This is a genomic window from Wolbachia endosymbiont of Onchocerca ochengi (assembly GCF_000306885.1).
In the GTDB taxonomy this organism is placed as follows: Bacteria; Pseudomonadota; Alphaproteobacteria; order Rickettsiales; family Anaplasmataceae; genus Wolbachia.
This window is the reverse complement of the sequence record NC_018267.1, coordinates 228,299-241,110: the sequence shown is the minus strand read 5'-3', so window position 1 is coordinate 241,110 and position 12,812 is coordinate 228,299. Positions and strand designations below refer to the sequence as shown.

7 protein-coding genes are annotated in these 12,812 nt (G+C 31.0%); 2 read left to right on the top strand and 5 right to left on the bottom strand.

Annotated features, from left to right (window positions below; all coding sequences use genetic code 11):
- Nucleotides 1-36: 36 nt before the first annotated feature.
- The 5 genes from WOO_RS00915 to WOO_RS00895 form a co-directional block, all read right to left on the bottom strand.
- Nucleotides 37-414, bottom strand: coding sequence for a hypothetical protein (locus tag WOO_RS00915; protein ID WP_014868828.1), 378 nt, complete (start codon nucleotides 412-414; stop codon nucleotides 37-39).
- A 917-nt stretch (nucleotides 415-1,331) separates the two neighbouring features.
- Nucleotides 1,332-2,372, bottom strand: a complete 1,041-nt coding sequence (locus WOO_RS00910; protein WP_014868826.1) for an NAD(P)H-dependent flavin oxidoreductase — start codon at nucleotides 2,370-2,372, stop codon at nucleotides 1,332-1,334.
- A gap of 6 nt (nucleotides 2,373-2,378) precedes the next feature.
- Nucleotides 2,379-2,900 carry a cytochrome b gene (locus WOO_RS00905; RefSeq protein ID WP_044135385.1) on the bottom strand — a complete coding sequence of 174 codons (522 nt, stop codon included), beginning with the start codon at nucleotides 2,898-2,900 and terminating at the stop codon, nucleotides 2,379-2,381.
- A 195-nt stretch (nucleotides 2,901-3,095) separates the two neighbouring features.
- A complete protein-coding gene (locus WOO_RS00900; RefSeq protein ID WP_014868824.1) occupies nucleotides 3,096-4,367 on the bottom strand; it encodes a M16 family metallopeptidase in 1,272 nt (423 codons plus the stop codon).
- A gap of 1 nt (nucleotide 4,368) precedes the next feature.
- Nucleotides 4,369-4,968, bottom strand: coding sequence for a superoxide dismutase (locus WOO_RS00895; RefSeq protein WP_014868823.1), 600 nt, complete (start codon nucleotides 4,966-4,968; stop codon nucleotides 4,369-4,371).
- Between the two features lie 3,444 nt (nucleotides 4,969-8,412).
- On the opposite strand from WOO_RS00895, the gene tsaB reads away from it, so the two are divergent.
- Entirely contained in the window at nucleotides 8,413-9,006 is a 594-nt protein-coding gene (gene tsaB, locus WOO_RS00875) for a tRNA (adenosine(37)-N6)-threonylcarbamoyltransferase complex dimerization subunit type 1 TsaB (RefSeq protein ID WP_014868822.1), read from the top strand.
- Between the two features lie 1,774 nt (nucleotides 9,007-10,780).
- A complete protein-coding gene (gene odhB / locus WOO_RS00870; protein ID WP_014868821.1) occupies nucleotides 10,781-11,929 on the top strand; it encodes a 2-oxoglutarate dehydrogenase complex dihydrolipoyllysine-residue succinyltransferase in 1,149 nt (382 codons plus the stop codon).
- Nucleotides 11,930-12,812: the final 883 nt, after the last annotated feature.

Below are 12,812 nucleotides of genomic sequence, written 5' to 3'. Positions count from 1 at the left end.
ATAAATAAAAGGTAACTAAAATGCTGCAAGTGATACTTAATAATCTTTGTCTTTTTTGCTATCGGATTGTAAGCTTGTACTTTTTGAGAAGTTAAATTTCTCTTTCAGGTAATCCGTTGCTTTTTCTATGCTACCAAGCATCATAACCAACATGCCAACAAACATTATTATGAAAAAGATTAAGCCCCTGAACACTATTGCAAATATCACTGCAATTATACATAACCCTATAATTGTTGAAGGACTCATATTCTCTATAATATCTTTAACTGAGAATGAAAAAATAAAGTTTTTTATTATTTCTTGTATATCCTTTAATTCAGTACTTGCTAAACTTGCTTTGCTAGAGTATGATGCGAAACTGAAGCTCAGCAAGGCTATGAAAACTAAAACTCTGTTCAATTGAATATGCATCAGCTAAATATTTCTTAAATATCTTTTAATTATAGCAACTTCCACATCAACGAGCAAGAACTGTATTTACTTGTTTACTGCAAGTGTAATATATATTTGGTTTTTATCATTATTTATTGATGTGTTGATATTAACATGATGATTCACATTAATAGATATTAACTTGTTTGATAGAAAGCTTAAATGCAATCCGGATGCTGTTATAGCAAACACTGCAGTCATAAAACAAATAACCCTGCTTTTATCAACCCCAATGTTATTTCTCTTGTAACAATGTGCTATTCTTACTGAAAGAATACGACTTCTGCAAGAATAATGTAAAGATTTTTATTATTCAGTTATTTTTCAGGTAATGTACTTTTACTATTGTTTTTGTTTGTATGAGGTTTTACTCAATGAAAGAGCTATACTTTTTTATTCTTTTTTTCTTTAGATTGTAATGGATTACTATGATCATCTGTAATCCCAGTGTCAAGCACTGGGATTTAAAAGGAGAAAAATATAGGTTCAGGTATCACACATTGGAATAACACCATTGATTGTAAAAATAAGTGTTTATGCATAAATTGCTTTAATATGCAAGAAATTTACCAAATAAAAAAGGTAAAAGTAACTTTGTGATAGATAGTATCCTCTAATCTTGCAGATTGGATTCTATGATGTCTTAAAGGCTATATGAACACATTTTGGCTTATATAGGTAAAAACTAGAAATTTTTGTAGAGACATAAGGTATATATAATGTAAAAAATTAAGCATTAAGTATAAAATACCAAACTACGTAATATTTTTGTTATTTTGATCCGCACAAATTAAAGATAACTAAATACCTTCATTCTTGTGATGAGAAAGCTGGTAGAATTTGTCAGGTAATTTTTAGTTCTATTTTTATAGCTAGAAAAAATCTGAATCTATTGGTTAACTATTTGCTTTCCTAATTGCTGGGTTTTCTGCTTCCGCAGATTTGCTTTCAATATAACTATCTGCTTGTTGAATTAACATATTCACTACTTCTTTTACAGGCTTTTCTCTATCAACCATGCCAACACTTTGACCGGCCATTAAAGATCCCGTTTCAACATCTCCTTCAATCACTGCTCTTCTTAGAGCTCCAGACCAGAATTTTTCTATCTCAAGTTGCCCATCCTCTTTTGAAATCTGTCCCTTTTGATATTTATCGATAATTTCTTTTTGATGTTTCATAAAATCGTCACTTGCTTTGTTGGCTATAGCTCTTACTGGAATTACAGGAAAATCGGCACTTATCTGTACAGAAGATACTGCATTACGTGCAGCTGATTTTATAAACACTTCCTTAAAATTTTTATGAGCAATTGATTCATTCGTGCAGACAAACAATGTACCTATTTGGCAACCACTTGCTCCTATTTCTAGATAATTAACTATCATTTCTCCTCTCCCTATCCCACCTGCAACAAATACTGGTGTTTGCTTATTTTTAAAATGAGGCAATATTTCTTGTACGAGAACGGAAGTACTAACAGGGCCTATATGCCCACCTGCTTCCATTCCTTCTATTATTAACGCATCTACTCCCATTTTTACTAACCTCTTTGCAAGGTTTAATGATGACGCAAAGCATATTACCTTTATGCCCATATTCTTGATTTTTTCTATACTAGCCTTCATTGGCAATCCACCGGCAAGAACTATGTGACTTACTTTTGTTTCAATGCATATATCTATCAACTTATTCAAATTTGGGTGCATAGTAATTAGATTTACACCAAATGGCTTGTTAGTTAGTTTTTGTGTCTCCATGATTTCTTTTTTCAGTAAATCAGGAGACATCGCACCGCATGCAATTACACCAAAACCACCGGCATTTGAGATTGCTGAAACCAGGCTTCTTTCTGAAACCCAGCTCATGGCACCACCCATTATTGCAAAATCACTACCAAGGAAATTCGCTCCTTTTTTCCAGAGGCTGCTTAACATAATAAGCTATATAATGCGTTTAAAAATATTTTGTTTATCTACGAATGTGTGCTTTAAAGCACCAATTATATGTAATGTTATAAAAAATAACATAAGGTATGCAAATATTGAATGTAGCTTGTTTGCTACATTAGTTAGCTCTTTATTTTTACTAATTAATAAAGGGATATGGAAAAAGTATTTGATCTCTATGCCAGAAGCAGAGGACATAACATAACCAGATAATGGCATCAGTACCATTAGAAAATATAAAACAAAATGTACCACTTTGCTTACATTGGCTTCAAATCGAGAAAGATTTGCTGAAAGTGGTGGAACATAACTAAAGGCGCGAAAAAACGCTCGTATTACAACCAATTTAAGGACAGTAATTCCGCAAGCTTTATGAATAGTATATATACTGGATTTAATTTTATTGTTAACTGGTAAGCTTTTTATATAGAACATAGGGCAAAGCATGCTGATAATGAAAGCAGCCATTAACCAATGGATAATCCTTAAACTTAAGCTATATTTATTATTTTCCACTTTGACTACTTAACTTGATTGCCTTAAATTAGCATTTATATAGTAAAAAAACTATTTTTCAATTAAAATTATTTGCTTACTGCTTTGATCAATACTTGTACAATTATTGTAGTATGACATGAAATTATATGAGTATTGTGTTTTAAAAGTAACCATAACAGGAAGGAGGCAGCATCTGTATCTATATTTTGATGTCTAAGTTCTAAGCATAGAGACTACTTTATCATAGCTTGGCAATGACTTAATTTCTCCAATTGCGGCTAAAGTGGTTTTCTCATGTTGAGATAATAACTCCTTTGCTGCTTCTTTTACATCAGTAGTGGTAACTACGCTAATTTTTTCTATTAGTTCATTTTTACTGATATACTTATTAAAGGTGCTATAGTAGTGGCCCAACGCTTCAACACGAGAGCTAACGCTCTCACGTGACATCAAAATTTGTGATTTTACTCGCTCTTTTGCTCTGTTTACTTCTTCTTCCTTTAGATCACTTGTAGACAATTTTTTCAACTCCATCGTTATAGATTTTAAAAATTTGCTTAAATTGCTGCTGTCTGTACCAGCAAAAATGGAAAGCATTCCTGTGTCAGTATAGCTAGAATTAAAAGAATAAACTGAGTAAGCTAATCCCTGTTTTTCTCTTACTTCCTGGAATAAGCGTGATGACATCCCGCTTCCTAGTATGGAATCAAGTATTTGAAATGTGTGATACCTATCATCATGATAGGAAACGCTGGGGAAACCTATTATCAAGTATACCTGATCTAATTTACGATACTCTAAATATTCACCACCAGTGTAGCTTGCATTTTGTCTTTTCTTCAGGTCTTTTAGGTGAGTTTTTGAGAGAAAATCTTTAATTGACTGAGCAACTTCCTCATGTTCAATATTTCCTGCAGCAGCAAATAGTATATTTCTGTTAAAGTAATGCTCATTTATATAGTTATTTAGATCTTCTCGACTAAAAGACTTTACAGTATCTTGTGTACCTAAGATTGGTCTACCAAATGGTTGATTTTTATAAGCTACCTCAAAATATCTGTCAAAAATAATATCACTTGGTGAATCGTTAGTCTGAAAAATCTCTTGTATTACAACACTCTTTTCACGTTTCAATTCGTCTTCTGGAAACGTGGAATTCATTAATATATCTATTAATATATTAATGCCAGTTTTTATATCTTTTTTAAGAATCTTTGCATAGTAATTAGTGCTTTCTCTACCAGTACTAGCATTGAAAACTCCGCCTATGTCGTCAAAAGCTTTTGCAATTTCAAATGCAGTTCTGGTCTTTGTTCCTTTGAAAGCCATGTGTTCTAGAAAGTGGGATATGCCATTTTGATTTGCGCTTTCAGCTCTACTCCCAACGTCAACTCGTATATTAAAAGCTATGGGATCAACATTATATACTTGCTCAGTTATTATGCGCAAACCATTATCTAATCTTGTTACCTGTGGTGCATTCATTTTATATGTTCTTTTTCAAGTTTTCTTCTGCAAAGTCCCAGTTAATCAAATGATTAAGAAAAGCTTTTATATAGTCAATTTTGCGGTTTTGGCAATCTAAGTAGTATGCATGTTCCCAGACATCCATAGTAAGCAGTGGCACTTGATTATAGATTAATGGCAGGTCAGAATTTGGAGTTTTGGTGATTTTGAGTTTTCCTTTTTCAAGCACTAGCCACACCCACCCACTACCAAACTGGCTTACTCCATAACTTAAAAATTCTTCATAAAATCTATCAAAGCCACCAATATCATCTTGAATTTTTTTTGCGAGAAGACTGTCATCTTTAGGCTTGCTGCCGCCATTTTTTTTCATTGAGTTCCAATAGAAAGTGTGGTTCCAAACTTGTGCTGCATTGTTAAATATAGAAATTTTGTTACTATTGCCATGGACTTTCGTTATTAATTCTTCAATTTTCATGTCCGTATTTTCAACTAGCTCATTGAGCTTATTTAAATATCCTCTATGGTGCTTATCGTAGTGAAAATTCAAGGTCTTTGCAGATATGTAGGGCTCTAAAGCTGTTTTATCATATGGTAACTCAGGTAAAGTAAAACTCATACTAACCTCTTTATTCTTAACCTCCTACGATAGTATCGTAATATATGCTTTTGTACAACATGTAATTAATACATTTTAAATGATGCAACAATAATTGTATATTCATTGAAAATGAAAATGTCAGAGATTTATAAGAATTTTAGAAAAATGCTAAATATAGAAATATTTCTCTGTAGAAAAAATAATAGCAAGATTATATAAAACTATTCCTATAAATTTATCCACTGTATTGATAGTGTCGTGGTCTAAAGTGAAATTTGCTTTTAGTGTTTGCACAGTTTTAAAAGTGATGAAAAGTATGCCTATTATGTATCTTATAGTAGAATTGATTATAGTGCACCACTTTTATAGTTCTACAATCTTTATATTTCAATATTTGTATATTTGTTATATTTAATAGTAAAGAGATTAGTTGATAACAAACAACTATTACTTGGGTTATTCGAGCTTGTTGATACGCTACTTGGGAAGTGTACCAGGCAAAGCAGAAGATCATAGTTGCAAGAATAGCTAAATTTGTTAATATAATTTTTAATTATATTTATACTGCTTTTATTTGGGTTGCTACATTAATTAGCACATCAGTTACTTTGGCTGTTGATAAAATGTCAGGTAAATTGAGTAAATGGAAAAGCTTGAAAGGCTCTATTTCTATCAAAAGATAGTAGCAGGTTTGTAGTTTATGTTTCTCACATAATAAGTGCCGTGGTTTAACATTTAGCTATAATTCCATTATGCTTATAAATTTGCTGTATAGAGTATAAAGTGTGGAAGATTTTATAACTGTAAAAAAGAAAGATGATTTAATGATATCTATTCGTCAAGATAAAGAAAAAAAACTTTATCAATTTTAGGATTCAATTAAGGTGCAAGAGATTTACCGAAACATAAAAACGAGAGTCTACTTGATAAGACATTAATCAGTGTTTTAAGTGCAAAAGTAGCTGATGATGTAAGGAGTTGTTTAGGAAAATATGGCTTAGAAACTGGCAGTAAAGCTTAACATTTAGCCAAAGTAGCCTTCTGGAAGTTGTTTTTTATCTATGTTGAGCTTAAACTTATGTTTTTATATAAAGACTTAAGTTTATCTGTAAAGTTGAGTTATTGCTTAGCTGTACTGCTTTTGGTATTGTTTTCACAAAATGGTATTAATGCTAGAGTAATTCTGGACAAGGGAATATTTTATGTGGACTAGATAAAAAAATAGATTTGAGATTTAGTGATCCTTTTAACAAGGATTCTTTTAATATTCAGCCTAAAGATAAGATTTCGAGTTATTTGTACTTCTCTTTCTTTATTTACAGCAAGTTTATTCAAATACTCAAATGGGTTTTAATGTTGTAAACCTAAAAATGTTAGACATAGGAAAATTAGACATGAAGAATAGTATTTATCATTAAAAGTCTGGAACTTGGGTTGATTGAATATGGTAAGAAAGCTTAATTAGCTAGAGTATACTAACCAATACTTCAAAAAATTATACAGCTGCTTGTAGAGTAAGTGGTTGCCGGATAAACTATGCAAATTTACGTGATGATGAAAAGAAGAATAATAGTGTTAGGTATGATAAAAACATGATCTTTTAGATTAAACCCAATATTTATTATGGTTATAATAGACTTAAATTAAAGTTAAAGCAACAGATAATAAGCTATATATCTCCTGTGATTTAATAGCTTTTCAACTGAGACTTAATTATGTACAAGAGAAAATGACTTACAACATAGCGATCTAGTTGCTGCTAATCTTTCCTGTAAAAATAGTCTATCAGATGATATAAATTTTACTGCTGCTTAACTAGTAAATTTATGAGGAAAAATCTAACTGATTGTGCAAGTGAAACTCCTAAAGGGTGTAAATGCTGTAATCAACTACTACACTGAAATTTTAGCTTGAAATTAGAGTTGTTTGATCTTGATTGCATTTTTTTTATATGGTAGTGGTAGTAAATTTGGGGAAAAGTATGATCATGAAGTAAACAACACACATTACACAAATGCAGGTATTACTTACTGCTCTGGTTCTCACAGGTTAAGCTTGACATGTTTTAATAGTGGTTAAGGTGTTGTACGAACAAACTAACATTATATACTCTAAGCCTTGAAAACTCTCTTTTTATAAGCACTTCATGCTATTCGATATAGTAAAATTTAATTCTGAAGGAACCATTAAAAAGTTCAAAACTAACTCTGATTACATGGTTTTGATTGATTAAAGTTAAGTTTTTAATAAGTATATATAGTGGTTCAGGTAGTTTTGTTTTACTTAATGGCTGGTTTACCCATTATCTCCTTAATAATATTGCTATATTAAGAAATGTTGTAATTGTTAACATTACTTGCTGATATTATTTTAGTTATGTTTTTTGGTTATTTAGTTCTAGTAGAAGTGAAAACCCTTTTGTGCTTGTTAAATTTAAGCATCAAAGGAATTTTGCTGTTTATGATGCCTTTTATTGTCTTTACGTTAATATTAGCAGTGCTAACAATCTTAGTAATAAGCTATAAGATTTATATTGTTGCTTATTATAACGATTTTCATGTTGAATCTAGCTTCAAGTTTAATCGCCTACTTGATTAGGCGTTTTATCTACAAAACACTTATTTTATATAAAATATAATATATAAAAACAATTACTCTTCATGGTCGTTTAAGCTACCCGTACTGCTTTCTAACTTTTATGTTCTTGTTTATGGATTTATATACAGCATAGTGATATTTGTATTTCTATTGAGGATAAGTGAAAAACTTTCATACGAAATATCAGATTTGATTTAGTTTATTTGAAAGTGTTTTTGACTTCAGTTATTCAGGTATTTATACTCGGTCTTACTTTAAAAGGCAGCATGACCAGGTTTTATCTTGTAATCTTCAAAAGATTACTCAGTAATTTTTGTTATTATATATAACATTTGTTTACTTCTATATTTTTCTCTTGTGTGGAGCGGCAACTTCATTCAAAATCCCAAGTTAAGTAACTAGTATAGGCAATATGATGCTTAGAGCATTTATTACTGCAATGAGTACTGTTTGGTAATACAATCTTGCCGCTTGCTCTTGCCAGAGAGTAAAAAACGTGAAGCAATTTGATATAGTATTATTTATTGTGTCGATAACTACTAGCTTTTACCTGTGGGTGGGTTGCTTTCTTTTATTATAATATAATTGATTATAATTACTTCTGGTTGTGCGTTATATAATAGACTATGTGACTTTCCTTTTCTATTTTTATTTAAGTTTGCTATCGTTGCGGTTCAGCAGGAGGAATTATAGTAATGTTATCTATTTCTTGAGGAGAATCCTAAGTTTTCTCAGGAAATGCTCTTGTTAATTACTGCATTATATGTAGCGTTTGATTTGATAATAATTTTAGTGAATGTTATAGTTATAGATGAATGGTGCCTTTACTGTAATATTTGTAAAGCTCTATAGTAAACTTAAATAATGTCCATTTTAGCAATTGATACTGTAGGTTCTAGTAGCTCAATAGCGATAATCGATCATGGTGGTAAGTGTTTAGTAGAACACAATTCCACCAGCAATAATCACGTAGAGTCGTTTTTTCAAGTTTTAGATGCTCTGTTCAGTAGGCATAACTATACTTATAATGAAATAGACCATTTAGTGGTAGTAGTTGGACCTGGGAGTTTTACTGGAATTAGAGTTGGTATATCAGCTGCAAAAGGCATAAATCTTGTTACAGATAAGCCATTGTATGGAGTTAGTACACTAGAAGTTCAGGCATACGCAATATCATTGCTTCGTACAAATAGTAAAAAAAATATTAGGGCTATAATTAAAAATGCTCAAGGATTTTATACACAATTATTTAGTTTCAATTTATTACCATTATCATACCCAACTGTAGTACGTAACATTGCTAAATCCCAGTGTCTAGATACTGGGATGATAAACAATAACTGCACTACATATATGGATTGTAGTTTACCTGTATTAAATGCTAGCCATGCAGGACTATTAGCCCATTATAGGCTGGAAAATAAACAGAAGCTAGGTGAAGTTAAAGCTCTCTATTAAAATGAGCCTAGATATATGAGCCTATTGTAAGTTAACCTTTTATGTAAACTCTATCAATTTGGCTAAGTCTGTGCACCTGATATGTTATTTTCTCAACTACTTCCCTTATACTCATGTTTGAATTCTCTATCTCTATGACATTAGGTGATGGTATAAATAAATTATGAGTTCTAAATTTTTTTATAACGCTACTTATATTGGTTGCTTTCCTATTTTTCCTCTGTCTTTTTAATTTAATGCCCTTTTGTAGTATATATATAGCTCACATTTGAGCACTATAGGAAGAATTCTTGTATTCATTCTTTTGTTAAGTTCTATTACTGAGTTATGTATTTTTGTGTTGTATTTACTATCTTCCATCAATTTGTCAATAAATATATAATTTTTTGATGAATTGGATAAGCTTCTATTGTCTGAAGCATAATTTGTCCAATATTATATATTCTGTCTTGTGCTTCTTCATGGATTTGGTTGTGTTCGAAGATATTATCATATATAGAATGAACTTGAGTGTTATTCGAGAAGTTGATGTTTATAATCAGTGCATCTATTATATTAGATAATTTTATTGCTGTAGAAAGCTTACCTACTTTCTAAAAAGGCAATAATATAGAAGCGGATTTTGTAATTCTACCTGATTCTGTATGAAAATTTCTGTTGTTTGTTTCTTTGTGTTAATGTTTATTATATTTTATAATTTTAAAATTTATATTCATAATAACATCAAGCTTAAGCTTTAAAACGTTTAAAATATTATATAGTAAGGTTATTTTTGCGATGATATTATGTAATTTGAAAATATAAATTTGCGTGATCTTTGTAGGCTACTATATAACAGCTACTTTTTTACTAAGAATTGACAACTCTTCTTTCCCTGATTTACTCTTGACTTTAAACTGGAGGTTAGTTTACTATGAGCTTCTTTTCTTGATATAAGCTTTCAGGAGATTTAACTAGGAGTTATGTTATTAGCAAAGAGCAAGGTAAAAAGGGAAGTAGTTTATACTTATTAAGATTTTCTGTTTTACCTTAAAATGGGTGATTGTACATACACTCATCTGTTAGTGTGTTCTGAAGATCAAGGGTCATTCTACATTTATCCATTTGGTATATGTTTTAGTGAGGTGAATGAAAATTTATTGATGTTAAATGTTATTTGATGGGAGTGTGGTTGAAGATAAAGAATATTGGTAGGTAAAAAGCTAGTTATATAATCCACGATTTTATTTATCAAGCAAGAGGGGATATTCAGAGTAATTTTTCACCTGTATGAGCCTTCTATTGTGGTAGTTTTTTCCTTAAAGATGGATAAATTGCTTCCATAGGTATGTGGACACTGGATTTTATATGATTAAACATCTTATCATGATAATAGTTTTTCAGTGTTTGATAATGTGAAAGAGAGAAGATTAATAGTTGATTTGAAAGAAAATTTTGTGGTGTTTTAGTGTATGATCATGGATCTGTAACGTGTAGCTGGGCTATACAAGAAGTGATGTTTTACACTATTACTTAGGAAAGCGTATAAAATACAATGTTTAATGTTAGCGAAGAGTATGGAATTATTAATTTCAAGTGAAGGAATTCGTTTAAAAGCTGTAAGTAATCTTTTGTCTTTTGAAAGTAATCTTGATAGGAGATTAGTATGCGTAAATTAGACTAGTAAAAAGCAAGTTGTAATAGGCTTCTTTTTAATCCTAAATAAATTTGTTAGTTTATTATACGTTTCTTTTCATGTATAAAGTTATAGCAAGTTGTTATGGAAGGTTGTTTTATGGGTAAAATTATAGAAATCAGGGCGCCAGAGATTCTTGGTGGTGAATCAGTTACGGAAGGTATAGTCAAAATAAAAAGAAATATTGGTGAAGCAGTAAAAGTAGATGACTTAATCTTTGAAGTTGAAACTGACAAAGCAGCACTTGAATTAACTGCAGAAGCTTCAGGGGAAATAACTGAATTTCTTGTAAAAGAAAATGATATAATAAGTCCAGGTCAATTATTAGCAAGGCTTTCTATAAGGGAGGTGCAAGAAGATAAAAGTGAAATCCCTGTTATAAGAGACGCTCCATCAGCTCGTAAAATTATGGAAGAGAATGCAATCAGTGCAAAAAGTGTCAAAGGAACTGGGATGGGAGGCAGAATAACGAAAGCAGATGTAGCCCATATAAGCAAAACTGAACAGCCTGCAATATATAAACTGCCAGAAAGTGTAATGAGTGGAGAGAGAAGAGAAAAGCGAATAAAAATGAGTAAGATAAGGCAAGTAATTGCTGCTCGTTTGAAGGCTTCACAAAACACTGCTGCAACACTGACTACATTTAATGAGATTGACATGCAAAGCGTAATGAATCTAAGAGCAAAATATAAAGAAATTTTCGAAAAGAAATATGGAATAAAGCTTGGTTTCATGTCCTTTTTTATAAAGGCTGCGGTGCAAGCTCTGAAAGAAATTCCTGAAATTAACGCTGAAATTTTAGGCGATGAAATTATATATAAACATTATTATGACATAGGTGTTGCTGTTGGCACTGATAAGGGTCTTGTTGTGCCAGTTATTCGGAGTGCTGATCAGATATCATTTGCGGAAATTGAGTTAACTTTAGCTGCCCTTGGTAAAAGAGCCCGCGAAGGTAAGTTACAGGTGTCAGAAATGGAAGGTGCAACATTTACCATTTCAAACGGTGGGATATATGGTTCACTTTTTTCTACTCCGATAATAAATCCTCCACAGTCTGGTATACTTGGGATGCATTCAATACAAAACAGGCCAGTTGTTGTGGGTAACTCAATTGAAATTAGGCCTATAATGTACATTGCCCTTTCTTACGATCACAAAATAGTTGATGGCAAAGGAGCAGTAACTTTCCTTGTTAAAATAAAAAATTATATAGAAGATCCAAACAGATTAATTTTGGGAGTGTGATTCAAGTAAGTTATTATTGATTCAATGTTGCTAAAAACCTAAATATCGTCTAGTTCACCAATAATTTAACAACTTTTGGGCTATCAGGTATATGATCTTTTTAAGAATAGGTAAGGACTGTTTGAACAATTCTTTTGGTTTTTGAAAATTATCCAGAGCACCGTAAACGGTACTGAAATTTGCGAGTAACTTAGCAACTTCAAAATGATTGAGGTTCATAGTGTTTTTCTTTAATTGTCAAGGCCTGTTTAAATGACGTTTTTGCTTTCTGATGGTTACTTAAAAACCCTAATTAATATATATATATATATATATATCAAGGCTTTTCAGTGTAATAGCAATTTAGAAATGATCAAGATCGTAATGTTTCTCATCATCTACTAAGGAGCTAATTCAAGCAACTCCTTTTGCTTTTTAGGATTGCTTAAATCAGAGTATCTATCATCAATTCATGTTAGTAAATTTTTAAGATAATTCTTCTCTCTTTTTTCTTTTCTAGAAAATTGTCTTTTGGTTAATTATCTATATTTAAATAGGAATACATCTAAACATGATGATAATAGTTGTTATTTCTTAGCACAATCTTCAATTTATCCCTATTATAAGGGATATAAGGGAAACTTTTTTTTGAAAGACAGTTTTTGTTTCTTTTTTGTTTTTCCGCTTCTCTGACTTTAGTCTTGTTATCTTCTGAACTAAGTATGCGTACTAAACATGCTATAATCTTTTTTGATAGTTAATATAGAATAGCTTATTAGTATTCCTTATTCTTTATAGAAAGTTTCTGAAGAAGAGTTATTTTTTTGATTATCAGTGGAGATTTTTAGTCAAACCTGAGAGATAGAGTTGTTACTTAAATAAGTACGAGCAGTAAATCAGTTGA